The organism is Streptomyces sp. NPDC091371, from assembly GCF_040684275.1.
Taxonomy (GTDB): domain Bacteria; phylum Actinomycetota; class Actinomycetes; order Streptomycetales; family Streptomycetaceae; genus Streptomyces.
Map to the genome: position 1 here is coordinate 1 of NZ_JBFBFP010000048.1, position 24754 is coordinate 24754.

General features: G+C 70.7%; 24 protein-coding genes and 1 pseudogene. 9 read left to right on the plus strand and 16 right to left on the minus strand.

The genetic code is table 11. The annotated features are described in order from the left end of the window. The 4 genes from AB0O21_RS33660 to AB0O21_RS33675 all read right to left on the minus strand — a co-directional run. On the minus strand, positions 1-525 hold a 525-nt coding region (locus AB0O21_RS33660), incomplete at its 3' end, for a BTAD domain-containing putative transcriptional regulator (protein WP_365177492.1). Between the two features lie 236 nt (positions 526-761). Continuing rightward, positions 762-1409, minus strand: a complete 648-nt coding sequence (locus AB0O21_RS33665; RefSeq protein ID WP_365177495.1) for a ScbR family autoregulator-binding transcription factor — start codon at positions 1407-1409, stop codon at positions 762-764. Positions 1410-1556: 147 nt separating this feature from the next. Next, entirely contained in the window at positions 1557-2948 is a 1392-nt protein-coding gene (locus AB0O21_RS33670; RefSeq protein WP_365177498.1) for an AMP-binding protein, read from the minus strand. Between the two features lie 10 nt (positions 2949-2958). After that, complete coding sequence (locus AB0O21_RS33675; RefSeq protein WP_365177501.1) at positions 2959-4203, minus strand: transposase; 1245 nt, start codon at positions 4201-4203, stop codon at positions 2959-2961. 370 nt (positions 4204-4573) lie between these two features. Between AB0O21_RS33675 and AB0O21_RS33680 the strand changes: the two genes are divergently transcribed. After that, positions 4574-5071: a DUF1772 domain-containing protein gene (locus AB0O21_RS33680; protein WP_365177504.1), complete on the plus strand. Its 498-nt coding sequence runs from the start codon at positions 4574-4576 to the stop codon at positions 5069-5071. Between the two features lie 88 nt (positions 5072-5159). Here AB0O21_RS33680 and AB0O21_RS33685 read toward each other — a convergent pair whose 3' ends face one another. After that, positions 5160-5729, minus strand: a complete 570-nt coding sequence (locus tag AB0O21_RS33685; protein WP_365177507.1) for a DUF1772 domain-containing protein — start codon at positions 5727-5729, stop codon at positions 5160-5162. Here AB0O21_RS33685 and AB0O21_RS33690 point away from each other — a divergent pair. Beyond that, positions 5708-6863 (plus strand): annotated as a pseudogene (locus tag AB0O21_RS33690) (RNA-guided endonuclease TnpB family protein); the annotation flags it as partial. The gene AB0O21_RS33685 and the pseudogene AB0O21_RS33690 sit on opposite strands and share 22 nt — an antisense overlap. Before the next feature lie 345 nt (positions 6864-7208). On the opposite strand, the gene AB0O21_RS33695 reads toward AB0O21_RS33690, so the two are convergent. After that, entirely contained in the window at positions 7209-7988 is a 780-nt protein-coding gene (locus AB0O21_RS33695) for an XRE family transcriptional regulator (protein WP_365177510.1), read from the minus strand. 180 nt (positions 7989-8168) lie between these two features. Between AB0O21_RS33695 and AB0O21_RS33700 the strand changes: the two genes are divergently transcribed. From AB0O21_RS33700 to AB0O21_RS33715, 4 genes are all read left to right on the plus strand, one after another. Then, the gene (locus AB0O21_RS33700; protein ID WP_365177513.1) at positions 8169-8375 is read left to right on the plus strand and encodes a hypothetical protein; all 207 of its coding nucleotides are present in this window, start codon (positions 8169-8171) and stop codon (positions 8373-8375) included. Further along, a complete protein-coding gene (locus tag AB0O21_RS33705; RefSeq protein ID WP_365177516.1) occupies positions 8372-8599 on the plus strand; it encodes a hypothetical protein in 228 nt (75 codons plus the stop codon). Before AB0O21_RS33700 ends, AB0O21_RS33705 begins: the two co-directional genes overlap by 4 nt. 105 nt (positions 8600-8704) lie before the next feature. After that, the gene (locus tag AB0O21_RS33710; RefSeq protein ID WP_365177519.1) at positions 8705-9169 is read left to right on the plus strand and encodes a hypothetical protein; all 465 of its coding nucleotides are present in this window, start codon (positions 8705-8707) and stop codon (positions 9167-9169) included. Positions 9170-9239: 70 nt separating this feature from the next. Then, positions 9240-9923 (plus strand): class I SAM-dependent methyltransferase, encoded by a 684-nt coding sequence (locus AB0O21_RS33715; RefSeq protein ID WP_365177522.1) that lies wholly within the window; start codon positions 9240-9242, stop codon positions 9921-9923. Positions 9924-10351: 428 nt separating this feature from the next. On the opposite strand, the gene AB0O21_RS33720 is transcribed toward AB0O21_RS33715, so the two are convergent. Continuing rightward, positions 10352-11800, minus strand: coding sequence for a multicopper oxidase domain-containing protein (locus tag AB0O21_RS33720; RefSeq protein ID WP_365177525.1), 1449 nt, complete (start codon positions 11798-11800; stop codon positions 10352-10354). Between the two features lie 253 nt (positions 11801-12053). On the opposite strand from AB0O21_RS33720, the gene AB0O21_RS33725 reads away from it, so the two are divergent. Genes AB0O21_RS33725 through AB0O21_RS33735 form a run of 3 tightly spaced genes read left to right on the plus strand, consistent with a single transcriptional unit; the run spans position 12054 to position 14657 of the window. Further along, positions 12054-13394: an aminotransferase class V-fold PLP-dependent enzyme gene (locus AB0O21_RS33725; protein ID WP_365177641.1), complete on the plus strand. Its 1341-nt coding sequence runs from the start codon at positions 12054-12056 to the stop codon at positions 13392-13394. Between the two features lie 40 nt (positions 13395-13434). Continuing rightward, on the plus strand, positions 13435-14025 hold the full coding sequence (locus AB0O21_RS33730) for a hypothetical protein (protein ID WP_365177528.1): 591 nt from the start codon (positions 13435-13437) through the stop codon (positions 14023-14025). After that, complete coding sequence (locus AB0O21_RS33735) at positions 14022-14657, plus strand: DUF6875 domain-containing protein (RefSeq protein ID WP_365177531.1); 636 nt, start codon at positions 14022-14024, stop codon at positions 14655-14657. The genes AB0O21_RS33730 and AB0O21_RS33735 overlap by 4 nt, the downstream gene beginning before the upstream one ends. 96 nt (positions 14658-14753) lie before the next feature. On the opposite strand, the gene AB0O21_RS33740 is transcribed toward AB0O21_RS33735, so the two are convergent. The 9 genes from AB0O21_RS33740 to AB0O21_RS33780 form a co-directional block, all read right to left on the minus strand. After that, the gene (locus tag AB0O21_RS33740) at positions 14754-15983 is read right to left on the minus strand and encodes a SpoIIE family protein phosphatase (RefSeq protein ID WP_365177534.1); all 1230 of its coding nucleotides are present in this window, start codon (positions 15981-15983) and stop codon (positions 14754-14756) included. Further along, positions 15980-17278 (minus strand): cation:proton antiporter, encoded by a 1299-nt coding sequence (locus tag AB0O21_RS33745; RefSeq protein ID WP_365177537.1) that lies wholly within the window; start codon positions 17276-17278, stop codon positions 15980-15982. Before AB0O21_RS33745 ends, AB0O21_RS33740 begins: the two co-directional genes overlap by 4 nt. 306 nt (positions 17279-17584) lie before the next feature. Further along, positions 17585-19171 carry an MDR family MFS transporter gene (locus tag AB0O21_RS33750; protein WP_365177539.1) on the minus strand — a complete coding sequence of 529 codons (1587 nt, stop codon included), beginning with the start codon at positions 19169-19171 and terminating at the stop codon, positions 17585-17587. Positions 19172-19300: 129 nt separating this feature from the next. Beyond that, complete coding sequence (locus AB0O21_RS33755; RefSeq protein ID WP_365177542.1) at positions 19301-20569, minus strand: beta-ketoacyl-[acyl-carrier-protein] synthase family protein; 1269 nt, start codon at positions 20567-20569, stop codon at positions 19301-19303. A gap of 39 nt (positions 20570-20608) precedes the next feature. Continuing rightward, positions 20609-21322, minus strand: coding sequence for a hypothetical protein (locus AB0O21_RS33760; RefSeq protein ID WP_365177545.1), 714 nt, complete (start codon positions 21320-21322; stop codon positions 20609-20611). Continuing rightward, positions 21319-22275 (minus strand): 3-oxoacyl-[acyl-carrier-protein] synthase III C-terminal domain-containing protein, encoded by a 957-nt coding sequence (locus AB0O21_RS33765; RefSeq protein WP_365177547.1) that lies wholly within the window; start codon positions 22273-22275, stop codon positions 21319-21321. The genes AB0O21_RS33760 and AB0O21_RS33765 overlap by 4 nt, the downstream gene beginning before the upstream one ends. 145 nt (positions 22276-22420) lie before the next feature. Then, on the minus strand, positions 22421-23512 hold the full coding sequence (locus tag AB0O21_RS33770) for a beta-ketoacyl synthase N-terminal-like domain-containing protein (protein ID WP_365177550.1): 1092 nt from the start codon (positions 23510-23512) through the stop codon (positions 22421-22423). Further along, positions 23509-23757 (minus strand): acyl carrier protein, encoded by a 249-nt coding sequence (locus AB0O21_RS33775; RefSeq protein WP_365177553.1) that lies wholly within the window; start codon positions 23755-23757, stop codon positions 23509-23511. The genes AB0O21_RS33770 and AB0O21_RS33775 overlap by 4 nt, the downstream gene beginning before the upstream one ends. A gap of 209 nt (positions 23758-23966) precedes the next feature. After that, positions 23967-24707, minus strand: coding sequence for a response regulator transcription factor (locus tag AB0O21_RS33780; RefSeq protein WP_365177556.1), 741 nt, complete (start codon positions 24705-24707; stop codon positions 23967-23969). Between the last annotated feature and the right edge of the window lie 47 nt (positions 24708-24754).

The following is a 24754-nucleotide window of genomic DNA, read 5'->3' on the forward strand; positions in this document are numbered from 1 at the left end:
ATCCAGCGCACACAACCGCGTCTCCTCCAACCGCCGCGTCTCCATGTCCAACTGGATCCCGCCCTGCACATCCGCGAACGCCGGACCCGACCACAAACCGAGGGCCTCGCGCAGTTTGCGGGCGGCGCCGGGGAAGTCGCCGGCGTCCATGGCCCGGTAGCCCATCCCGGAGAGCCGCTCGAACTCGCGTATGTCGCTGACGCCGCCGCCGCTGTCGAGCAGGTAGCCGCCGGGCAGCGTGACCAGTACGTCCTTGGCCGTACGCCGCGCGCCCTCCTCGGCCGGGCTCTGGTCCAGGGCCGCCGCGATGAGGGTGCGCAGCTGCAGCACGTAGGTCTGCAGCGTGGTCCGGGCGCTGCGCGGCGGGGTGCCCGCCCACAGCTCCTCGATCAGCGCCGATACCGGGACGACCTGGTCGGCATGGAGCGCCAGGATCGCCAGGACCTGTCGCGGCTTGGGGGCGGTCGGCGTGACGGAGATCCCCTGCTCCCGCACCGCCAGTGTGCCCAGTACTTGGATGTCCACGCCGTACTCCCCTGTCCTTGGATGAGCCGAATCCAGTTAAAAACAGGACCCACGGTTTGTCAATACAAAACCGACCGCGCCGTTTTAATTTCATAACCCATCTAAGGACCCCTCAAACAACCCTCTGACCTGGGCATATGCCATTCATGTGGGAATCGACAGGCGCCACAGGAAGACTCCAGGGCCACTCCAGAACGAGCTGATACGCTCGATAAACCAACCGCACGGTCTGTTGCCTATCCCTCCCGCACCCCCTCCCCCGTCCCCTCGGGCTCCAGCTCCGCGAGCAGCGCGGCCGGCACGAGCGTCGGCAGCAGCAGCCTCCAGAACCGGGTGACCGTGGCCGCCGACAGCCACTCCGCGTCCCGGGCCCCGAGCACCTCGAACCCCACGGTCGCGGCCACCACGGCGCCACCCGCGTCCCCCGCCGCCACCTCCGGCCGCAACTCGCCCCCGTCGTAGGCCTGTTCCAGCGTCCCTTCGACCCAGGACCGCCACCGCTCCCGCAGGTCGACCTCCGGCGCGCGGGACACCTCACCGCTCAGCTCGAAGCCGGCCCGCAGCACGACGTCGCCGCGCAGGTTCTCGGCGAGCCCGTGGGTGACGTCGACCAGGAGCTGCACCCGGCTCGCCCCGGGCGCCGGCTCGGCCTCGGCGACGGCCAGCAGCCGGGCCAGCGCCGCCTCCTCGACCGCGTCGGCCAGAGCGGCCTTGTTGGGGAAGTGGAAGTGCAGCGCCCCGTTGCTCACCCCGGCCAGCGCGCTGATCGCGGCGAGCGAGGCGACCGGGAAGCCCTCCCGGTCGAAGACTTCGGCCGCGGACCGGATCAGGGCGTCACGCGTCCGCGCCGCGCGTTCCTGCTTGACCATGGACTGCTCCGTCACTGCGAGAGAGTGCGCGCCCGCGGAGAGGCGGGCCTGGCGAAGGTGCCGCGGAGCTGCGCGAGGGTGCGGGTCCGCCAACAATCCACTCTAACAAACCGCCTGTGCGGTTTTTAGATGCGCGACAGCCCTCTCGTCCGCCCGCTCCGCTCAGCCGGACTGCGCGCCGCCCCCGCCCTCCAGCAGCAGCTTCTTCTGGGGCTTGCCCATGGCGTTGCGCGGCACCGCCGCGACGAAGCGCACCTCGCGCGGCCGCTTGTGCACCGACAGGTGCGCGGCGACGAACTCGGTGAGCTCGGCGCCGGTGACGCCCTCGGCGACCACGTAGGCGACGATCCGCTGTCCGAGGTCCGCGTCCGGCACGCCGACCACGGCCGCCTCGCGCACCTTGGGGTGGTCGAGGAGGGCGTTCTCGATCTCGCCCGCGCCGATCCGGTAGCCCCCGGACTTGATCATGTCGATGGAGGCGCGGCCCACGATCCGGTGCACGCCGTCCGTCTCGTCGACGGCCGCGATGTCTCCCGTACGGAACCACCCGTCCTCGGTGTACGCGGCGGCGGTGGCCTCCGGCCGGCCCAGGTACCCGGAGAACAAGGTGGGCCCGGTCAGCTGGAGTTCCCCGATCTCCGCGCCCGGCTCGGCCGCGATCCGCGTGGTGATGCCGGGCAGCGGGGTGCCGACCGTGCCGGGCCGCACCTCGCCGCCCGCCCGCCCGCTCAGGGTGATCAGGGTCTCCGTCATGCCGTAGCGCTCCACGGGGCGGTGCCCGGTGAGCCGTTCCAGGTCGCGGAAGACGGGCGCGGGCAGCGCCGCGCTGCCCGACACCAGCAGCCGGGCCCCGGAGAGCGCGGCGGCTGCCTCCGGTTCGGCGGCGATACGGGACCACACGGTCGGCACCCCGAAGTAGAGGCTGCCGCCGGCCGCGGCGTAGGCCCCGGGCGTCGGCCGCCCGGTGTGCACGAGGCGGCTGCCGGTGCGCAGGGCGCCGAGCACGCCGAGGACCAGCCCGTGCACGTGGAACAGCGGCAGCCCGTGCACCAGGGTGTCCTCGGCGGTCCACTGCCAGGCTCCGGCGAGCGCGTCCAGGTCGGCGGCGATGGCGGCGCCGCTGAGCACCACGCCCTTGGGCGGGCCGGTGGTCCCGGAGGTGTAGAGGACCAGCGCGGGGTCCCCGGGCGCGGCGGGCTTCCCCGACCGGCCTGCCGAAGAACGCCGGGCGAAGTCCACCTCGATTTCCGCGGCCCCCGAGTCGCGCAGGATGTGCTCCCGCTCGGCCGGCCCGGCGTCGGGCGGCAGCGGTACGCAGGGCACTCCGGCCAGCAGCCCCCCGACCACCGCGGCGACGGTCTCCAGGGAGGGCGTTGCGGTCACCGCGAAGGCCGGGGCCCCGGCGACGTCCGCGGCCACCGCCCCGGCCGCGCCGAGCAGTTCCTCGTAAGAAGCGGTGCGGCCGGCGACGGTGACGGCGTCCGCGCGGTCCCCGTAGGCACCTTCGAGTGCCGTGAGCAGTGCCGTGAGCACGATGATTCCCCTCTTTGACATCCTCCCCCTCTTAAAAGAGGAGGATTCCAACCCAGGCGGGTTGAGGTTCACGGGCGTTCGAACGGCCGGTGGCCGTTGTCACCCCTCCGGCACCGGCTGATCGCCGGGGGCGGGGAATCCCGCCCTGCCCTGCCGCGACATTGATACTTGCGTTGGTGTCCGCGTTACAGGTGAAGCCACAGAAGGAGCAGACGAACTCGGCTTGGCTCTTGCGCGAGTTCTTGTCGATCCATCCACAGGCACTGCATCGCAGACTGGTGTAGGCGGCGGGTACATCTTCGACCCTGCCCGGCGCCTTGTGCTCAGTGCGCTGGCGCAGCAGGCCCCAGCCCTGGGCGAGGATCGCCCGGTTCAGGCCGGCCTTCTGCGCCACATTCTTGCCCGGCTCGCCCTGGGTGCCCTTGGCCGTGCGCGTCATGTTCTTGATGTTCAGCTTCTCGAACCGCACCAGATCATAGGTGCGGGCCAGCGTGGTCGAGATCTTCTCACACCAGTCCTTACGCCGATTCGCCTCGCGGGCCTTGAGCCGGGCGACCTTGGCGTACTCGGCCGTCTTGGTCTCGCTTGCCTTGGGGGCGCGGGCCGCTCGCCGCTGGTGCTTGCGGATCTTCGCCCGCTCCTTGACGGTGAGCTGCGGACAGTTCAGTTTCCGCCCATCCGAGAGGGCGGCGGTGATCCTCACGCCCCGGTCGATGCCGATGACCTCACCCGCACCCGGCGCCTCGATCGGTTCGGGGATGACCGCGAACGCGATGTGCCACTGGTTGTTCCGGAACGTGACACGGAACGTCTTCGCGTCCGGCAGCTCGGCGCGGGTGCGGCGGAAACGGACCCAGCCACAGCCCGGCACCTTCACCTGCGCCCACCGCTTGTTCAGCTTCTGCACCACAACCGACCGGCCCATGACCTGCCTGCCGGTCTTGGCGTTCAGCTTCGGCCGGCCGTCCACCTCGTACTCGGGTACGCGGTCGGTGCCAATGACACGGAAGCCCTCATGCCTGTACTTCTTGCGCCAGGTCGGCTCACCGAACCCGGAGGTGAAGCGGGCACTCTTGGCCCTCGCGAAGTCCCCCAGTGCCTGCTGCTGAACGTCCGCGTTTCCCGCACCCAGCCACACGTTCTCCCGCCGCGCCTCGGTGAGCTGACGGCACTGCTCCGCAAAGGACGGAGCCGCCGTCCGCCACCGACGCCAATGCGCATGCTGCTCGACCGCCAGGTTCCACACGAACCGGGCATGCGCACAATGCTCCAGCATCTGTTTCTCCTGGTCAGGAGACGGATACATGCGAAACCGCGCCACGTACCCCCCCAACACACACACGACCTGATGCTGTCATCCGATCAACGACACTCCACACGAAAGGTCACTCATTCGATCCACGAACCCATATCCGCCGTCAAGCACCCGCTCAGACACTTGAGGAACTGCGTAAGCCTGCCCAACCCGGAGCTCGCAACCCTTCCTCCGCGCCGGGCTCAAGGAACGGTGGAGGACCTCTCGAAACCTCCGCGCCGCCGGGCGCCCTCACCCGTATAGTCGCCATGCGCCTTGACTATTCGATGACCCGTTCCCGAAGAATCGATGACCGAGACCCTCCGAGGGCGGGCGAGCAGGGGGAGACTGTATGGAGACCGCACGCCTGGCCTCGCTCATCGCCGCAACGCTCACCATGGGCCTGGTCAGCGGTCTGTTCTACGGGTTCTCCGTCTCCGTGATGCCCGGTCTGAAGCGCACCGACGACCGTACGGTCATCGAGGTCATGCAGCACATCAACAAGGCGATCCTCAACGGCTGGTTCGTCCTCGGCTACATCGGCGCGTTCCTCTTCACGGCCCTGGCCCTGGCCCTGCACGTCCCTGCCGACGGCCGTGACGTACTGCCCCCGCTGATCGCGGCCCTGGTCTGCTACATCCTGTCGATGGGGCTCACCAACAAGGTGAACATCCCGCTGAACAACGCCCTGGAGCAGGCCGGCCCGGTCGCCCGGATCAGCGACCCGGCCGCCGTGCGCCGCGCCTTCGAGGGCCCCTGGTCCCGCGCCAACATCTGGCGCACGCTGCTGTGCACGGCCGCGGTGGGCTTCCTGGCCTGGGCCCTGTACCTGCACGGCCAGGCCGGCTGACCCCGGCACGCACGAAGTCCCCCGGGCGGGTGGGCCGGGGGACTTCGTCGTGGTGCGTGGGGGAGATGAGGACCGGCGGGGGTCAGGGTCAGCGGGTGGCCCGGCCGTAGAGGACCAGGGCGCGGGAGAGAGCGGTGAGGGCCACCGTGCACAGCAGGGTGCGGATGATGTTGGTGGAGACCCAGGTGCTCTTGAACTTCTCGACGATCGAGAAGTCCGTGAGCTTCGCCGCGTCGCCCGCGTCGGCCAGCTCGTTGTTCAGCGGGATGTTCACGGTGAAGGTGATCATCAGGACGACGAGGTAGGCCAGGGCGGCCGCCCCGACCCAGATCGCCACGCCGCGGCGGCCCTTGCGGAACTCGATGACCGCCGAGGCCGCGGAGGCGAGCAGGGCGACGACGAACGCCATGCCGAAGAGCCCGTTGCCGTCGATCTGCGCGTTGAAGGCCTGCATGGCGGTGACGTACGTACGCTCGTCTCCGTCGGCCAGACCCGGCATCACCGAGACGTCGAAGGCGAAGAAGAGGCCCGCCATCAGGCCGACGAGCACCGTCGAGACCATGAGGAGGGCGGTGGCGAGCTTGGAACGCCCGGCCGTCGCCGGCGCGGGCTGCTGGGGCGGGGCGTAGTAGCCGCTACCCGCCGGATTGGAGTTCATCTGGGCTCCTTCGTGGATACCCCCACCGTTGGGTGGGGAAGGAAGCGAAGCCCCTGCGGAGCAGGCGGGAAAAGGCGGATCGCCGCCGGGCGATTCGTCGTCCACCAGCAACTGCCCTCAGGGCCCCACACGTTAGCGAGGAACTGGCCTACCTGAATGAGGTCTCCTCCGTCCCGCTCCAGCAGGCACTGCGGCACTTTGCAGGTCGCTTTCGCCGGCTTCTTCGGGAAGCGGGCGAAGTACCCGCGTTTCAACTCGCGGAAGAAGTCCCGCAAGAGCGCGGAGTACACCACCAGCGCGTTCCGGTACCGGGACGGCAAGCTCACCCTGGCGAAGATGCCCGAACCGCTGGACATCGTGTGGTCCCGGCCGCTCCCGGAGGGTGCAAGCCCTTCGACGGTGACCGTGTCGCAGGACAGTGCGGCGCGCTGGTTCGTGTCGATGCTGTGCGAGGACCCCACCGTCAAGCCGCTGACCGCCAGGAATGCGGCGGTCGGTATCGACGTGGGCCTCAGCCATCTGCTGACCCTCTCGACGGGGGAGAAGATCGCCAATCCCCGGCACGAGCGCCGTGACCGTGCCCGCCTGGCCCTGGCCCAGCGCCGTCTGGCGAAGAAGGCCGAGGGCGACGGCGCCAACCGGGCCAAGGCCCGCAGGAAGGCCGCCAGGATCCATGCCCGGATCTCCGACCGGCGGCGGGATCACCTGCACAAACTCTCGACTCGTCTCGTGCGTGAAGACCAAACGCTCGTGATCGAGGACCTGACCGTACGTAACATGGTCAAGAACCGGAGCCTGGCCCGCGCCATCAGCGATGCCGCGTGGTCGGAGTTCCGGAGCATGCTGGAGTACAAGGCCGCCTGGTACGGGCGGGAAGTGATCGCGGTCGACCGCTTCTTCCCCGCCTCCAAGCTGTGCTCCCACTGCGGCACCCTCCAGGAGAAGATGCCGTTGAACGTCCGGACATGGACGTGCGAGGGCTGCGGGACAACCCACGACCGGGACGTGAACGCAGCGCGCAACCTTCTGGCCGCCGGACTGGCGGTGACAGTCTGTGGAGCTGGTGTAAGACCTCAACGGAGAACTCCGGGCGGGCAGTCGGCGACGAAGCAGAAAACCCCACGGCGCGAGCCGCGAGAACCCCCCTTCAGGAGGGAAGAAGTCAAGGGACATCCTCATCTGGGGGGTGGGACTAATGCTCGCCCTCGACACGGACATCCGATCGTGGCATGCCCCGGGACACCCGGCCTTGGGTTTCCACCGACGCTCTAGCTGGGCTCGAGCGGCAGGACTCGTAGGTGGACTCATGCGGAGACTCGTGGGGGACACGGCCGAACATGGTCTGTTGCCCAGGATTCTTCCGACGGGCCCTCGACACGCCCTTGAGCGGTCGTCGAGCGGAGCCACGGCACGGCCGGCACGGGACACCCGCCCATGCGCCGGAGAAGACGCATGGACAGGGCAGGAGCAGGCGGTGCCTCACTCGGGCGGGCTGCTGTACCGCTCCAGCGTCGCCTTGCTCGTGGACCGGTCGACAAGGCGCAGTTCCCACGGCCCGGTGTTCACGTCGAAGTCCTTCCCGAACCCGACCCACTTCCCGGCCATCCGTCGGCCGGTCGGCTCGACCAGAAGCTGAATGGCCCCGTGGTACCGGGCGCCGTTGTAGTAGCCGTCCGAAGCGGTCTGCTCAACCCACGAGCCGGTGACCACGTTGCGGTCAACGGTCAGATCCAGCGTGAGCGGGCTGTCCGGGTTGCTGCTGGCCCCGGGCAGGCTCTGAGCGGTCAGCCGGTTCCCGTGCTGGACGAGCACGACGTAGTGCTTGCCCTCGTACGTCTCGGCCCGGCTGGACGAGTAGAACTCGTAGCGGCTGAGCCACACCCCCGAGAACGTCTCGTCAGCCGCCTGTATGGCTGTCTGCGCACCTACAGCGGCGGAGGTGACCCCGCTTGCTCCCGCGTCCATGTCATGCCCTCCTTTGCCGTCTGTGTGAACTCTTGCCATCGGTACCGGCAACGTGAAGCCCAAGGCCTCCACCGGACGGCCCGTGACCCGCTCTAACGCCCTGGAGTACACACCCCGGGGTGTCTTGCTTGTCCCGGATTCCCAGCGCTGTACCAAACGCTTCGAAGCCTCGTTGGGCTCTCCCAGTTCTTGACCTGCCCGGCGGATGGCCTTGGCGAAGTCGTCTTGGCTCATCCGCAGGCCGATACGTACGGCCCGCAGCACATCGTTCGGCACCACGGCGGTCGTCGTCATGACGTCAAAGCTAGACCGAACTCACACTCAATGACACCCAATTGACGTCCTTGGAGGTGTCACTGACGCCCCTACGGGTGACGCCCCAACGACGCCCGTTCTGCCGTCGTTCCGACGCGCCCCCAAGAGGAGTATCGGCGCACAACAGGGAACGACACAGCGAGGGGACAGCAAGGCACTATGACGAGTCCGACCGACTACCAGACGGCGCCGGTAGAGCTGCCGATGCGGGCGACCCTCGAACCGGTACCCGTAGAGGGCTGCGACGTCTGCGTGGAGCTCGACAAGCAGCGCTCGCACCACCGGCTCATGCGCGACGGAAGCGGCGTGAGTGACTGCAACGTCGAGATGCGGAACCACCCCCACGTGGACGGGAAGCGCCCGTGAGTACGGTTCTTCGCTTCGTCACCCACCGGATCATCAGCCACCCCGCCGGAGGGGTCACCGTGTCCGCGCAGTGCCTCGACGCTGGTTGCGGCTGGACCGCTGGCCCCGTGGCGGACGTGGCACAGGTAGACGTCGACTGCATGAGCCACACGGGCCGTACCGGGCACCCCACCTTTGCCCGCAAGTACGAGGACGTGGCCCTTGTGACCCCCTTCGCTCCCTGACCACACAGACTCCACCTCGGAAGCCTCCGTGGTGGCCCTCAGAACGCTCATGCACCATCCGAAGGGACCGACCAGGGGTCGTCCCTTGACCAGGAAGGCACAGACGTGACGATCACCCACGAAAGCCCGACCGAGGTCCTGAACCTCATCAGCCCGGAGCTGCGGGCGCTGCTCATCAAGGAAGTACGGAAGGACTGGCCCGACCTCACCCACGACCTCGGAGAGCGCGGCGTGAACCAGATGGTGGCTTTCCTGGCCACCAGCGTCCGCACGGACGAGCCGCTGACGCCCTCCCTCCGCGTGGACTGGTTCTGGCACCAATTCCTCAAGCGGAGCGTCCCCTACGTCGCCTTCTCGCGGGCCCTCGGCGTGGACTACATCCACCACATTCCCGACGAGGACGAGGGCGGGGCGGACCCCGAGGCCGGCCGCGCCGCCATGGCCCAGACGACCGCCGCGATCCGCACGGCTGGGTTCACCGTCGACGCCGAGTTCTGGCCCAACGAGGGCGTGGCCGACTGCTCCCAGTGCCACGCTGGGTGCACCGACAGCCCGGTCGGCGGTAAGTAACTCCACCTGATCTCCACAGCCGCCCGGTGACCCTGCCGGGCGGCTGCCCGTAGCGACCAAAGGACGTGAAGTGTCAGACACCCGCAGCGCCGCATGGGACGACTACTCAAAGTCCAAGCCCCAGCGGCGTACGACAAATGCCAAGGGCGAGACCACGTGGTTCAACTGGACTCAGTACGCCGACCACGGCCCCGGGGCCGAAGTGCTGGCGTTGCAGCCGGGTGACACTGTGCTCGACCTCGGGTGCGGGTCGGGTGGGAACGCCGCTCACCTGGCCACCCTCGGCATGACGGCCGTGGGTGTCGACCTCTCCCCAAAGCAGCTTGCCAAGGCACACGAGAGATGGCCCGAGGTGCACGGCATGGAGTTGCACCAGGGCGACGCCCTTGCCTACCTCGGAGAAACCTTCACGGTCTTTGACGCGATCTACAGCGTCTTCGGCGCTGCCTGGTTCACTGACCCCGGGCTGTTGCTCCCCATCGTTCACGCGAACCTCAAGCCGGGCGGCGTGTTCGCCTTCTCCCAGCGGCCCCCTGTCGAGGGCTGCTACGGCTGCCAGGCGTCGTACATTCCCCGGGGGGCCGACGAAGACCCGGCCGTGGTGAAGCGCTGGGACTACCCCTCGGAGACTTGGGCCTCAATGCTCAAGGAATACGGATTCGAGGACGTGACCGCAGAACTAACGGACGCTCCAGCGGTAGGCGGGCGCCGCATCGGAACCCTGCTCGTTCGTGGCGTGCGCTGTGCTGTCTGACCGGTAGCTGCAAGGCTGGAAGCAGAAGGCCCCCGACAGCCACCCAGCGCGGGCAGCCATCGGAGGCAGGGTCAGAAACTCGACGACTTCACGACCCTGTCCACCGCCCGCGGCGACGAGCACTTCGCAACCCTGCGCACCCGCATCAAGGCCCAGCCCGGCAGCAGCACCGTCCGCCGCCTTGCCGCAAGAGCCCAGGCCGTCGCGGCCCAGAGAACCGCCGCCTGACCCAGGACCGATCGCCACGGGTGACGCGGATCGCCGGCATGTACTCCGACCTGACACAGGACCCGAGGGCCTGTCCTCGCCTCAGCTGCGAGGGGTCTCCTGCGGCGAACTGATTCACCACGCTTGCCATGGCACGAGCCATACGCTCATGAAATCGCCGAAGGAAGGGATCCCGGGGGCTGGGAGCACCGAAGAAGTGTCTACCGGACGCGGAAGTTGGCCATCATCCCCATCGCCGAGTGGTCCAGCAGGTGGCAGTGGTAGACGTACGTCCCCTTGTAACTGTCGAAGGTGGCGTGCAGTTTCACGGTCTCGCCGGGGAAGAGGCGGACGGTGTCCTTCGGTCCGGCCTCGGCCGGACCGACCGGGGCGCCGTTGCGCTCCAGCAGCCGGAACTGGACCAGGTGCATGTGGAAGTTGTGCGGGATGATCTTGTTGGCGTTGGTGACGGTCCAGATCTCCGACGTGCCGTGCGCGATGGTCTGGTCGATGCGCTGGTAGTCCCACTCCTGGCCGTCCATCAGGCCCCGCGGCTCCTCGCGGCCGTCCTCGTCCATGCTGAGGACGATGGTGCGCTGCACCGTCGCCTTCGCCATGGCCGGCAGCGTGCGCAGCACGTCGGGCACCCTGCTCGGGTCGGCGGCGGTCCGTACGACGTCGAAGCGCAGCACCTTGCCCACCTGGTCCGGGGTGCCGGGGCCGAGGGTGTTCTCCAGGACGATCTTCGTACCGACCGGGTAGCGGGAGAAGTCGATGACGACGTCCGCGCGCTCGGCCGGGGACAGCCCGACGGTGTCCGTCGTGAAGGGGCGCTCCAGCAGCCCGCCGTCCGTGCCGATCTGGATCATCTGGCCGCCGTCCGACAGGCGCAGCTGGAAGAAGCGCATGTTGGAGGAGTTGAGCAGCCGGAAGCGGTACTTCCGCGCGGCGACCTCGAAATACGGAGTCGGGCGTCCGTTGGCGAGGATCGCGGTCCGGCCGAAGACGTCGTCCATGACGTAGACGAGCTGTCCGGCGTCGTCGAAGCGGGCGTCGCGCAGCGCGATCGGGACCTCGTACTGGCCGGCCGGGAGCGGCAGCGACCGCTCGTTCTCGTCCGAGAGCAGGTACGTGCCGGACAGGCCGCGGAAGACGTGCTCCGACTCCATGTGGTGCGCGTGGTCGTGGAACCACAGCGCGGCGCCCGGCTGCTGGTTGGGGTAGGCGTAGGTGCGCGAGGTGCCGGGGCCGAAGGTGTCCATCGGGCCGCCGTCGTTCTCCGGCGAGACGTTGCCGCCGTGCAGGTGGACCGAGACCGGCATGGTGAGGCTGTTGCGGTGCCGGATCACCACCTTCCGCCCGCTGCGCGCCCGCAGCACCGGGCCCGGGAAGTGGCCGTCGTAGGTCAGCAGCTTCGTCTGCACCCCCGGGATGATCTCCCGCGCGACCTCCTTCATCGTCACGGCGTACGTGTCCTGGCCGCCCAGCACGGATATCGGCGAGAGCACCGGCGGCACCGGCATCCGCACGGTGAACGGCGCCGGCAGCGTGACCGCCTCCGTGGCCTGCGCGGACTGGGCGCTGAGCAGCGGCACCAGCCCGCCGGTGGTGAGCAGGCCCGCACCGGCCGCGCCGATGGCGCCGCCGAGCACGCTGCGTCTGGTGACCATGGGTTTCCTCCTGGGAAGGGTGGGGTGGCGCGGGAGTCGCGCCGCGAGTGCACCAGAGGCGGCTCGCGCGTCACTCGAACCCGGATGGGGTGAGGTTGCGCGGGCCTTGCGGGGGCCCGGCAACCCTTCTCGTGCGTACGTACGACCGCGTACGCCCGACTTGCGCCGCCGCACCCGGCGGCCGCTGGGGGAGGCTCCCGTGGACCTGCACGACCTGCACGACTTACGCGACTGGCTGCCGCGCGCGCTCGGGGTGGCCGAGCGGTGGGGCGGGCAGTTCGGCCCCTACGAGACCCATGACGCGCACCGGATCGCCCCCGACGCGTTCACCGAGGCCTTCGACCGCCTCGCCAAGCGGATGGACCACAACTATCCGTTCTTCCACCCGCGTTACGCCGGACAGATGGTCAAGCCCCCGCACCCGGCGGCCGTCACCGGCTACCTCACCGCCATGCTCTTCAACCCGAACAACCACGCCGCGGAGGGCGGCCCGGCCACCACCGAGATGGAACGCGAGGCGGTCGCCGAACTGGCCGCCATGTTCGGCCTCGCCGCGCACGTCGGGCACCTCACCACCAGCGGCACGATGGCCAACCTGGAGGCCCTGTACGTCGCCCGGCAGCTGCACCCGGACCGCGGGATCGCGTACAGCGCCGAATGCCACTACACGCACGAGCGGATGTGCCACGTCCTCGGCATGGAGGGCCACCGCATCCCGGCCGACGCCCACGGCCGCATCGACCTCGACGCCCTCGAAGGCGCACTGCGCGGCGGGCGGATCGGCACCGTCGTCGTCACCACCGGCACCACCGGCCTGGGGGCGGTCGACCCGGTGCACGAGGTACTGCCGCTGGCCCGGCGGTACGGGGCCCGGGTGCACGTCGACGCGGCGTACGGCGGCTTCTACGCGATCCTCGGCCGGGCGGGCACCGGCGGTATCGACCCCTCACCCTGGCGGGCGATCGCCGAATGCGACTCGGTGGTGGTGGACCCGCACAAGCAGGGCCTGCAGCCGTACGGCTGCGGCGCCGTCCTCTTCCCGGATCCGCGGGCCGGCCGGCACTTCGCGCACGACTCCCCCTACACCTACTTCACCGACTCGGACCTGCACCTGGGCGAGATCAGCCTGGAGTGCTCGCGGGCGGGCGCGGCCGCAGCAGCCCTGTGGCTGACCCTGCAGCTCCTCCCCCTCACCCCGGACGGCTTCGGGCAGATCCTCGCCGCGAACCGCCGGGCCGCCCTCCACTGGTCCGACCTCCTCACCGCCTCCCCCGACCTGACCCTCTACCAGCGCCCGGACCTCGACATCGTCACGTACTTCCCGACGACCGCCGACGGCTCCCTCTCCGCCATCGACGCGGCCTCGGACCGGCTGCTGCGCGACGGCATGACGGCCGAGGCGGACCCGGTGTTCCTGAGCGTGCTGCGGGCGGACGCCGACGCGTTCGTACGCCGCCACCCGCGCGCGGTGCGGGACGCGGAGGCGGCCCGGGTGATCCGCAGCGTCCTGATCAAGCCGGAGTCCGAGCACTACATGCCGGTGCTGCACGCCCGCGTGTCGGAACTCGCCGCGCTGGGCCGCGCATCGGCCTGACCCTCTCCCGCCATCCCTTCCTTCCCACCGGAGGCCTGCCTTGTCCCCGACCCTCTCCCCCAACCTCAGCCGCTCCCAAGTCACCCACCTGTCCGCCCTCCTCGCCTCCTCCTTCCACGAGGACGCCCTGACCCGCTGGATGATCCCCGACGAGCGGCTGCGGTCCGAGCTGCTGCCCGGGTTCTTCCGGGTGTTCGTCGAGCTGTCCGCCTCGTACGACGGCGTGCTCACCACCCCGGACGGCGACGCGGTGCTGCTCTTCCTGCCACCCGGCGCCGAGCCCGACGAGGCGGCCCTGGACACGGCCTTCGAGGAGGCCCTGGGCGAGCACGCGGACGCGCTGCGCACCATCGCCCGCCTCCAGGCGGAGCGCCATCCGCACGGTCCGCCGCACTACTACATCTCGTTCGGCGCGGTCCGCGCCGGCCGACAGCAGGGCGGCCTGATCTCCGGACTCCTGGGCGGACTCCTCACCCGGGCGGACGCCGAGGGCGTCGGCGCGTACACGGAGGCCAGCTCGCCGGGCGGCGAGGCCGCGACCCGGCGCGCCGGCTTCGACCGCCTGGGCGGGGACATCGCCCTGCCCGGGGACGGACCCGTACTCCGACCGATGTGGAGGGACCCCCGATGAGGGGAGACGACCTGATCCAGTCGTGGACACCGGGCCAGATCGCACGGGGCGAAGTGCCGGCCGACGCCCTGGGCCCGCTCCTCCAAGTACTCATGTGGAGCCGGGACTTCCTGGTCTCCAGCCACCCCGAGCTGGGCCGCTCCGGCCCGGTGTGCCCGTACACGCAGCCCTCGCTGCGCAAGGAGCTCTTCCACCTGGCCCTGCCGTCCGCGGACTGCGAGGACCTGGCCTCGGCGGTGGACTCCCTGCGCACCCGTCACGCGGCGCTCTCCGAGCCCCTCTCCGCGGAGGACCGCGAACTCCTGACGATCCTGCTGGTCCTTCCGGGCTTCGACCCGACGGACTCGGTGGAGCTGGACGAACTCCAGCGCAAGGCGAAGGACGAGTTCGTGGCGGAGGGCCTGATGATCGGCCAGTTCCACCCGGTGTGCGAGGAGCCGGGCCTCTACAACGAGTCCTTCCGCCCGCTGCGCGCCCCGCTCCCCCTCCTCGCGGTCCGCAAGCTCCTGGTCTTCGACCTCCCGTTCCTGGTGGGCGACGACTCCCACATGGACCACTACCTCCAGCGCTTCGCCCCGGCGATCCCGTCCCGCATCCGCGACCAACTGGTGAGCCGGGTGGTCGCGGCCTAACGCTTCGGGCCGACGGCGGGCGGCCCTGCCAACACGACTCCGGCCCCGGGGGCGACATCCCACCGGGGCCGGAGTCACATGTCGGCCGCTGTGCCGTCAGAGCCGGAGGACGACCAGGGCGGTGTCGTCGGTGATGCCGGCGGGCGGGATCAGGTCGGTCAGGAGGGCGTCGGCGAGCTGGTCGGGGTCGGCGGTGCGGTGGCGGGTGAGGGAGTCGGCCAGCCGGTGGAGGCCTGTGTCGATGTCCTCGTGGCGGCGCTCGATGAGTCCGTCGGTGTAGAGGACGAGAGTGGAGCCGTTCGTGAAGCCGACCTGGCTCTGGGGGCGGGACACGTGTTCTGGGCGGGCTCCGAGCGGGGGGTCGGTCGCCTGGTCGAGGAACGTCACGGTGCCGTCCGGGTGACAGAGCAGGGGCGGCGGGTGACCGGCGCTGCTGTAGGTGAGGGTGTGGCCGGTCCAGTCGATGAAAACCGAAACGGCGGTGGTGGACTCCGCGCCGTCGACATGGCGGGCGTACAGGCCGAGGACGTCAAGGGCCTGGGCGGGCCCGCCCGCTACCCGGGAGGCGGCGGACAGGGCGCTGCGGAGCTGGCCCATGACGCCGGCGGCCGGCAGTCCGTGGCCGACGACGTCACCGACGGCGACGACGGTGTGGTCGCGGTCGGACAGGTCGATCAGGTCGTACCAGTCACCGCACACGTTGAGGGAGCCGGTGGCGGGCCGGTAGCGCACCGCTGCGCGGTGGCCGAGCGGGTCGGGCACGGGCAGCATCGCCTGCTGGAGGTGAAGTGCGACTTCGCGTTCGCGTGCGTGGGCCTCGCGCAGGCGCGTGTTGAGCTCCTGGAGTTCCCGGGCGCGGGTGTAGAGCTCTGCTTCCAGGACCCGGGCACCGTCACCACCGCTGCGGGTGCCGCGTGCGCGGATGAGCTCGGTGACCTCCTCCACCCGGTGGAGCACCAGCGCCACTGCACCGTCCGGACCGAGCACCGGGACGTTGATCGGGCTCCAGTACCGCTCCTCCCACACCCCTGGCCGGTCAGGGTCCTCCACGTCGTAGCGTTGCAGCGCCATGCTGTCGCTTTCCCCGGTGGAGGCGACCCTCCGCAGAGACGCCTGCAGATTGCGCATGCCGCTCGCCGACGGGTCGCCGGGATTGTCAGGGAAGACGTCGAACAGGTAGCGGCCCATCACCTGCTCACGGGTAAGGCCCGACAGCGACAGATAGGCTTCGTTGGCGTCGGCGAACACCAGATCCCTGCTCAGCAGCGCGACGGCGCCCGGCAAGGCGTGGAAGACCGCCTCGAAGTCGATGTCGGAAGTGCTCACGCTCCACCTGCCCGGCGTGGGGCCTCGGGGCCCGCGAGTGCGTTCTCCCGCAGGTGCGGTTCCACCCGGAGTGTCCTGGTGAACCATGCGCCGTAGCGGGTGCCCAAGAAGGGAGCCGAGGCTCCGTGGAGAATGATGCTCAGGCCCACGGTCGCGGCGACGACCCCGCTCAGCAGGTTTCCCCCGGGCAGGTGTTCCTCCAGGGCGAGCAGGCCGAACACCAGGGAGGCGAGCCCGCGCGGACCGAACCAGCCGATGTAGGCCACGGAGGCGGGGCGCAGCCCGGTGCCGGCCAGGGCGAGTGCGACGGGCAGCATCCGGATGACGGTCAGGCTGAGCAGCGCGTAGACGACCATGCGCCACGTCAGGTGCTGCAGCGTCGGTCCCAGGATGACCGCGCCGAAGACGAGGAAGCTCAGCGAGGCGAGCAGGAGGCCGAGCCGTTCGGTGAACCTCGTGCTCTGCGCGGGGTCCGAGTCCCGGGAAGGGATGCCCAGGTCGGCGGGGGTCCGGCGCAGGTGGATGCCGAAGGCCAGGCCGGCGACCCAGGCACCGATGAAGCCGCTGCCCTCGGCCACGGCGCACAGGACGTAGGCGACGACCGGGAGGGCGAGTACGAGGAACTGCCGCCAGTCGGAGCTGCTCCACCCTCGGGCGAGCGTCCAGCGCAACAGGCTCGCCCCGGTCCAGCCGGCCGCGAGTCCGATGGCGCCGCTCAGCAGCAGCGCGCGCAGGAACGTCTCGGCGACGCCCGGATGGCCGTGTCCCTCACCTGCCGCCGCGAGTGCCAGGACGAAGAACGGGAGGGCCAGGCCGTCGTTCAGACCGGATTCGATGGTCAGGCCGCCGCGGATCAGCGGCGGTACCCGCTTGTTGGAGAAGGCCTGCTGCCCGAGCGCGGCGTCCGTCGGCGCCAGGATGATGCCTACGAGGGCAAGCTCCCACACGCTCAGGCCGGGTAGCAGGGGCCAGGCCACCAGCCACCCCAGAGCCATCGCGACCGGCAGGCCGACCGCGAGCAGCCGCCCCGGCAGGAACTCCTCCCGGCGCAGGTCCCGGACCCTGATCCCCGCCGCGTCCGCGAACAGGAGGAGCACCAGCGCGCTTTCCAGCAGCGTCCGCGTGACCTCGGGATCCTTCGCCCGGTCCAACAGGTCCAGGCCCAGCGGGCCGATCGCCAGACCGACGAGCATGAACACCAGCGGGCCCGAGAACACCGTGGTCGACAGGCGCCGCGACAGCACGGCGTAGCCGACGACCACGCCCCCCGCTACCACGACGGCCCAGCCGTTCATCCGCACTCCTCAGCCTCACGCAGAGACACGGAGTCCGACCCTATGGCGCTGCCGGCCGGGCCTACGGGAACCCTGCTCCGAACGCGCCCAGCCCAGCCCGGTCGGCCCAACGGGCGGCGGTCGCACCGAGCCGGGCGGGGCACGCCGACGGCTGTGGGACGTCCTCAGTCGGCGGGTTCCACGGTGGGGAAAGCCCAGCCGAGGTTCGTCGGCCGAAGGCCCCGTACCCACGCCGTTCGCCCCGGGGAACGCGAACGGCCTCCGCCTGATCGGGCGGAGGCCGTTCCGTGTCCGAGGTGCCGCAGGCTAGGCGGCTTCCGTGGGGGGCTTGCCGGGGGCGCCGGCGGGGGGTGCCATGCGGGGGCGCAGCAGCCATGCGGCGGCGAAGCCGGCGGCGGCCAGGACGAAGCCGCCCAGCATCACGCTGTGCAGGCCGTCGACCACCGCCGAGCGGAAGGCCGCGAGGGCCTCGGCAGGCAGGTGGGCGAGGGTCTCCGGGGTGAGGTGCTCGCTGGACTGCGACAGGGCGCGCCCGGCCTCGGCGCCGAGGCGCTGGGTGAGCGTGTCCTGCGAAGCGGCGGCGTAGATGGAGCCGAGCAGGGCCATGCCCAGCGATCCGCCGATGGCCCGGAAGAGGTTGAGCAGGCCGCTGGCGACGCCGATGTCACGCCGGTCCGCACTGCCGAAGGTGACGACGAGGGTGCTCTGGAGGACCATGCCGATCCCGAAGCCGGCCACCACGCCCATGCCGGCGGCGAGCGCCGTCGCCGTCCCGGTGTCCAGGAGTGTGAGCAGGGCCAGTCCGACGGCGGCCGTGGCGGATCCGGTGAGGACCAGCGCCCGGATCCGGCCGGTACGCAGCACGACGCGGGCGGCGATCAGCTGCGCGGCGATCATCCCGCCCATGAAGGGCAGCAGCATCAGGCCGCTGACGGTCGGGGAGACGTCCCGGACGCTCTGCATGTAGAGCGGCAGGTGGACCATGACGGCCAGCATGCCGGCGGCCAGCAGCAGGCCGAGGACCTGTGCGACGTTGAAGTCCCGGGAGTGGAACAGCCGGGGCGGCAGGATCGGTTCGGCGGCGCGGCGCTCGACGCGGACGAGGGCCACGAGGGCCAGCGCCGCGACAGCGGCCAGGCCGGCGATCTGCCAGGAGCCCCAGGCGTACTGGCTGCCGGCCCAGCCCGCGAGCAGGGTCAATGCGACCACGACGGTGGTGAGCAGGGCCACGCCCGCGTAGTCGATGCGCTGCTTCGCGCTCCGGGCGGCGGCCGGGATGCCCGCGGCGGCGGCGGCCAGTGCCACGGCGCCGACCGGTACGTTGACGTAGAACGCCCAGCGCCAGCCGACGTGCTCGGTGAGGACGCCGCCGAGCAGCGGGCCTCCGACGAGCGCGACGGGGATGACGGCGCCGATGACCGACTGGACCTTGATCCGGTCGGCCGGGTTCGGGACCAGGTCGCCGACGAGGGCGAAGGCGCCGACCATCAGCCCGCCGGCGCCCAGCCCCTGGAAGGCGCGGAAGGCGATGAGCTGGGTCATGTCCTGTGCGAGACCGGCCGCCATCGAGCCGATGAGGAACAGGGCGATCGCGCCGATGAAGGTGCGGCGGCGGCCGTAGAGGTCGCCGAGCTTGCCCCACAGCGGGGTGGTGACGGCGGTGGCGAGCCCGTAGGCCGTGATGACCCACGGCATGAGGCTGAGCCCGCCCAGCTCGCCGACCATCGTGGGCAGGGCCGTGCCGACGATGACCTGGTCCAGAACGCCGAGCACCATGCCCAGCAGCAGCGAGAGGACACCCAGGCCGACCCGGCGGCGGCCCGCCGTGGCGGCCGCATCGGGTGTGGGGGTGGTGCCTGCCTGTGCCACACGGAGCTGCGGGGCGCCTTCCATGACTTCTCCTCACTTTCCGCGACGGCGGAACTATCTTCGTACGGCGCACGAAGATAGCTTCAGAGTGCCATCTTCGTACGGCGTACGCAAGGGTTTTGCGGGGCGGGGCGGGACGGGGCCGCGCCGCTGTTACGCGGCGCCGTGGCCCTCCGGGTCCGGGTAGCGGCCCAGAACGACCACCGCGTTGTTGCCCGCGAACGCCAGGCCGTTGTTCTGCACCACGCGCAGCTGGGCCGGTACCGAGTGGTTCGGCACGCAGTCGATCTCGCACTCGGGGTCCGTCTCCCGGTGGTTGATCGTCGGCGGGATGAACTCCTCGGTGAGCGCCACCGAGCAGGCCACCGCCGACAGCGAGCTGGCGGCGCCCATCGTGTGGCCGAGCATCGACTTGAGCGAGACGGTCCGCGGCGGGGCGCCGTCGTACACCTCGCGGATCGCGCGCGACTCGGTCACGTCGTTGGTACGGGTACCGGTGCCGTGCGCGGAGATGAGGTCGACGTCCTCCGGGCGCACCCCCGCGTCGTCCAGCGCCGACCGCATGCAGCGGGCGATGCTCGACTGCTCGGGCTGCACCGGGTGGTGGGCGTCGCAGGTCAGCCCGTACCCGAGCACCTCGGCGTAGATGCGCGCACCGCGCGCCAGCGCCGATTCCAGCCGCTCCAGCACCAGCACGCCGGCGCCCTCGCCGGTGAGGATGCCCTGGCGGTCCTTGTCGAAGGGCCGGCAGAAGTCGGGGGCGATGGTTCCCAGCCGGTAGAAGGCCGCGAAGGACTTCTGGCACATGGCGTCCGCGCCACCGCACAGGGCGATGTCGGCGTCGCCGACCCGGATCGCGTCCAGGCCCATGCCGATCGCGTAGTTGCCGGCCGAACACGCCGTGGCCAGCGTGACGGCCTCGCTGTCGGTGAGCCCGAACTCCCAGGCCACCGCCGCGGAGAGGCGGCCCGCGCCCACCCTGCGGGCGGTCTCCGGGTCCCACGACTGCGGCCCGTCGGCGACCCATTCGGCGGCCAGCCGGTCCAGGTCCTGCGACTCGCCGTCCGTGGTGCCCACGGTGACCTGGACGCGGCTGTCGCGCAGCTCCTCGTCCGTCAGGCCCGCGTCCGCCACGGCCATCCGCGCCGCGGCCACGGAGAACTGCGCGGCCCGGCCCAGCTCGTCCTCGCGCCAGCGGCGGAGCCACGGGCCGGGCTCGAAGTCCCGTACCTCGCAGCCGTTGGCGTGGTCGAAGCCCGTGGTGTCGAAGGCCGAGATGGGCGAAACACCGTTGCGCCCGGACCGCAGGCCCTCGGCGAACTCCGTCACTCCCACACCGATGCTGGAGAACACTCCCAGTCCGGTCACCACCACGCGGTCCCGCGCGGGCCGCTGCCCCGCAGGCACCGTCACGTCACTCATGTCGAACCCCTCTTCCTTGGTCCTGCCCGCAGGCGTGTGTCATTGGTCCAGATCACGTAGTACGGCGAGGTGACCGGTGCCGGTGGCGGGGTCTGCGGCGCAGAGCACCACCACCGGGTACTGCTCCCGCCACGACTCCGACTCCCTCGCCAACAGCCGCCACACGGCGGTGCACGAGCTGTCCGAAGGCGTCGTACGGATGTCCGTCCGCTCGGCCGGGGCCACCCCCGGATCCGTCCCCGGCCCGAGGACGAGCAGCAGCCGTCCCTCCTCGGGCACCAGGGCCGCGCACGCCTCGGCGAGCCGGTCCAGGGGTACGGAGGTGGTCTCGGCCACGCCGAAACCGGGGCTCCCGTCGAGCCGGAGCAGGACGCCGGAGGCGACGGACGCCCCGTCGGCGCCCGCGCACTCCACGAGGGCCAGCACCGACGAGGAGCCGCGGCCGGTCCGCGCGCACGCGTCGGCCACGCGCAGCGCGGTGAACGGACCGCCGGCTCCCTGGCCGGTGAGGGCGAAGCTGTGGGCCGCCCCGCCGGTACGCCGGTTCAGGTGGGAGGCGGTGGTCTTGTGGCCCTGGGTGTCGGCGGCGGCATAGACCAGCACCACCAGGTCCGGGCCCGGGCCGGCGGCCGGCTCCGGCTCCGGTGCGCGCTCCAGCAGCCGGTCGACGAGGTCCACGTGGTGCACGGGCGGCGCGTCCGGTCCGGCCGGCTCCGCGGCGTACTCCACGGCGGTGTCCAGGCGCAGGCTCATCGGCTGACCGCCCCGTGCTCGGAGCGGGGGGTGACGACCATGGCGGAGAACGTCATTCCCACGCCGATGGCGACGAACATGACCGGCCGGTCCGGCTCCAACTGCTTCTCCTCCCGCAGGGTTGCGTAGTTGGCGAGTACGTCGGCGGCCAGGCAGTGGCTGTACCGGGGGATGTTGCCGAGGAAGAACCTCGACCGCAGTTCCTCGTCCGGGACGGCGTCCTTCCAGAACACGACGTTGGGGTTGGAGGGGATGAACCACTGGATGTCGGCGAGGGTGTGGCCGGCCCGCCGCGCCGCCTCCTCCATGACCTCCGCCAGCACCCGGGGGCGCATTTCGGCGGCGGCGCGGAAGGTCTCGGGCGTGGAGAGCATGCCGTCGGAGAACTGCCCGAGGGTGCGGGTGGCGAAGGAGCGCACGGGCACGCCCGGCCCGTCCCACGCCACGAGCGCGGCGGCGGTCCCGTCCGCGACGATGCAGGTGTTCATGATGAGCTGGGCCGCCCGGGTGCGCGGCTTGTCGCCGACGAGGACCAGGGCGCGCGCGGACGGGTCCGGCTCGGTCTGCAACAGCGCGCCCGCGACGTCCACGGCGGACATCGACACCGCGCAGTTCTGCTGGGTCAGCGCGAAGGCGGTGGCGTGTTCCAGCCCCAGCCGCCGGGCGAGCAACTGCAGGATGTCGGGCGGCAGGTGGCCGGCGCCGTGCAGGGCGTGGCCGAGGAGCAGGTGGCGCACGGCGGCCCGCGGGGTGCCCTCGAGGGCCCGCTCGGCGGCGGACACGAGCTGTTCCACCAGGTCCACGGACGGGTCGTACCGCATGCGGTCGAGGCCGAAGTGGCGGCGGAACATGTGCGTCTGCTCCGGGGTGAGCCCCAGCTCGGCCGCACGGTCGTCGATGGTGACCGTGCGGTCGGGGAAATGGGACTCCACTGCTTCCAGGGTGATCAACATGCGCCCTTTCTCGGGTGTTCCGGCGCGCGGCCCGGCCCGGTCCGCCGGGGCGTCCGGGCTGGGGGGGTACGGGCTGCGCACCGGAGGTCTGCTCGTCCGACGGCCCGGGCCGGCTCCCAAGCCGTCCCGAGTTCCCCGAGAGTCCTCAGTGGTGGCGCAGCAGGGCGGCGGCGACGGTGCCGCCTTCGTCCGTGGTGGTGACCAGGGACAGGCGGCCGGCGGACCGGACGTCGTCCTCGGCCAGGCTGACCACGGCGGCCAGCTGGAACGCGGCAGAGGCGGCCTGCGCCTCTCCGAGGAGGTGTGCCACCGGGACCACCGTGCCGTCGCCGGCCTCGGCCAGCTCCTCGGCCAGTGCCTGCTCGGCGTCGCCGGAGGCTCCGGCGGCACCGGACGGGCTCACGGCCCAGACCTCGTCCGGCTTGGCGTCCGCGTCGAACAGCAGCCGCTCGACGCAGCGCCGCAGGACCTCGGCCCAGTTGCCGTCGCTGCACGTCATCGCCTTGACGCCGACGAGCGAGGCACCCGCAGGAGCCGAGTCGGGGTCGGCGGCGCTGAGCGCGAACATCGCGCAGCCCTCGCCCAGGAGCAGCTCGTCGGGGGAGCCCTCCGCGGTGTGCCGGGCCAGCCAGGCACGGGCGGTCGAGTACTCCTCGGCCGCGCCGCAGAGCACCGTTCCGGCCCGGCCGGTGAGCAGCAGCCGCCGGGCGTAGTTGAGGGCGGGCACCGCGGCGGAGCGCCCGGCGGCCAGCGTGGCGTTCGGGCCCTTCAGGACGTGCCAGATGGCGACCTGGCCGGCTGCGCCGTTCATCACGCCGTACGGGATGAGCCCCGGTTCGACGAGGAAGGGACGCTGGGCGGTCAGGGAGCCCTTGGTGAAGTCCAGAGTGCTCTGCACGCTGCCGCCGGAGGTGCCCAGGACCAGGCCGGTGGTCTCGGGGGTGAGCCCCGTGCGGTCCATGCCGGCCAGGAGGTCGCCCACCGTGCTGACGGCGAGGCCGGTCACCCGGTTCATCATCCGGGTGCCCTTCTTGCCGAGCACCGAGCGGACCTCGAAGTCCGGGACCAGACAGCCGGAACCGGCCGGGACCTGCCACCGCTCGTGGTCGAGCGGTGCGGCGGTGGAGCGGCCCTCGCGCAGTCCCTCGGCGAAGGCGTTGCGGCCCGTACCGAACGGCGAGGTGGCCGACCAGCCGACGATGTCCAGACGCGGGCGCCGCGTCGCGGAGCCGGTCATCGAGCGGCTTCCGAGACGACCTCGTACACGCCGGCCAGGTTCACCATGCGCGGCATGTCGGCCTGCTCGATGGTGACGTTGAAGTTGAGCTCGAGCGAGGAGAGGATCTCGATCAGGCGCATGGAGTCGGCGTCGTGCTCCTCGACGAACAGACTCGTTTCGCTGATCTCGTCCTCCTCGAGTTCGAGGATGTCAAGGATGATCTCCTTGATCTGCTGCTTGTCATCCGTCGTGACCGCAGTCATGGACCGCCTCCGCTCATCCGTGGGATTGTGTCCGTAATCAATTCACGGGACATTACGAACAGCATCTTTTCTGGGCGTACAAAGAACAAGCAGTGGCTTTCTAGGTTTTCATTAGGTTCCGGGAGGCTCCCCCGGGCAGCAAAAAAAACGCCGTGGCCGCAGCGCACAGCGCTGCGACCACGGCGTCGGGGGGGGGACCTTGGGGGGAGCTATACGGCGGCGCGCCGGCCCGCGCCGACGGCCTCCCTCTCGGGGACACGCGCGTGCCGCGGCACGCTCAGGCGGAAACCGATGCCGCGGACCGTCTCGACGAGGGCGGGGGTACCCAGCTTCCGCCGGATCCCGACCATGTGCACGCCGAGGGTCCGGGTGTCGCCGGCCCCGTCGTGGCCCCACACCTCCCGCATGATGTCCTCCCTGCTGAAGACCCGTCCGACGTCCGAGGCGAGGAGCGTGAGGATGTCGAACTCCTTGCGGGTCAGCATCACTTCGGAGCCGTTCGCCGTGACGGTCCGGTCGCGCAGGGCGATCCGCACCCCGCCGAGCTCGCGAATCTGCTCGGCCTGCGCGCCGCCGTGCTTCCAGGGCTGCCACGAGGTGTCGACGCGGCGGAGTACGGCCTCCATGCGGGCCATCAGCTCACGGACGCTGCACGAGCGGTGCACGTGGTCGTCGGCTCCGAGCTTGAAGCTCAGGACCCGGTCGAACACGTCGTCGTGCGCATCGGCGACGATCAGCGGCACGGGCGAGGCGGAGCGTATCGCCCGGCACAGCTCGAAGCCGTCGGCACCCGACAGGTTGAGATCGAGGAGGACGGCGTCCACGTCGACCAGGCGGGCGAGGGCCGCGTCGGGCCCGTCCGCCACCTCGACCCGGTGGCCGCTGTTCTCCAGCCCCTGGGTCAATTCGGCGGAAAATTCGAAGTCGTTCGTCACTATCAAGACCAGCATGTGGACTCACTCCCGACCGGATTCCAGGGCCGTGCGTTTTCGACAGA

Excerpts from the sequence above, each read along its gene's own strand:
- AB0O21_RS33720 (WP_365177525.1), bottom strand. The coding sequence starts at position 11,800 with ATGGTCACCAGACGCAGCGTGCTCGGCGGCGCCATCGGCGCGGCCGGT.
- AB0O21_RS33675 (WP_365177501.1), bottom strand. The coding sequence starts at position 4,203 with ATGCTGGAGCATTGTGCGCATGCCCGGTTCGTGTGGAACCTGGCGGTC.
- AB0O21_RS33765 (WP_365177547.1), bottom strand. The coding sequence starts at position 22,275 with ATGTTGATCACCCTGGAAGCAGTGGAGTCCCATTTCCCCGACCGCACG.
- AB0O21_RS33755 (WP_365177542.1), bottom strand. The coding sequence starts at position 20,569 with ATGAGTGACGTGACGGTGCCTGCGGGGCAGCGGCCCGCGCGGGACCGC.
- AB0O21_RS33735 (WP_365177531.1), top strand. The coding sequence starts at position 14,022 with ATGAGGGGAGACGACCTGATCCAGTCGTGGACACCGGGCCAGATCGCA.
- AB0O21_RS33700 (WP_365177513.1), top strand. The coding sequence starts at position 8,169 with ATGACGAGTCCGACCGACTACCAGACGGCGCCGGTAGAGCTGCCGATG.
- AB0O21_RS33770 (WP_365177550.1), bottom strand. The coding sequence starts at position 23,512 with ATGACCGGCTCCGCGACGCGGCGCCCGCGTCTGGACATCGTCGGCTGG.
- AB0O21_RS33775 (WP_365177553.1), bottom strand. The coding sequence starts at position 23,757 with ATGACTGCGGTCACGACGGATGACAAGCAGCAGATCAAGGAGATCATC.
- AB0O21_RS33670 (WP_365177498.1), bottom strand. The coding sequence starts at position 2,948 with ATGTCAAAGAGGGGAATCATCGTGCTCACGGCACTGCTCACGGCACTC.
- AB0O21_RS33750 (WP_365177539.1), bottom strand. The coding sequence starts at position 19,171 with ATGGAAGGCGCCCCGCAGCTCCGTGTGGCACAGGCAGGCACCACCCCC.
- AB0O21_RS33745 (WP_365177537.1), bottom strand. The coding sequence starts at position 17,278 with ATGAACGGCTGGGCCGTCGTGGTAGCGGGGGGCGTGGTCGTCGGCTAC.
- AB0O21_RS33760 (WP_365177545.1), bottom strand. The coding sequence starts at position 21,322 with ATGAGCCTGCGCCTGGACACCGCCGTGGAGTACGCCGCGGAGCCGGCC.
- AB0O21_RS33685 (WP_365177507.1), bottom strand. The coding sequence starts at position 5,729 with ATGAACTCCAATCCGGCGGGTAGCGGCTACTACGCCCCGCCCCAGCAG.
- AB0O21_RS33680 (WP_365177504.1), top strand. The coding sequence starts at position 4,574 with ATGGAGACCGCACGCCTGGCCTCGCTCATCGCCGCAACGCTCACCATG.
- AB0O21_RS33780 (WP_365177556.1), bottom strand. The coding sequence starts at position 24,707 with ATGCTGGTCTTGATAGTGACGAACGACTTCGAATTTTCCGCCGAATTG.
- AB0O21_RS33695 (WP_365177510.1), bottom strand. The coding sequence starts at position 7,988 with ATGACGACGACCGCCGTGGTGCCGAACGATGTGCTGCGGGCCGTACGT.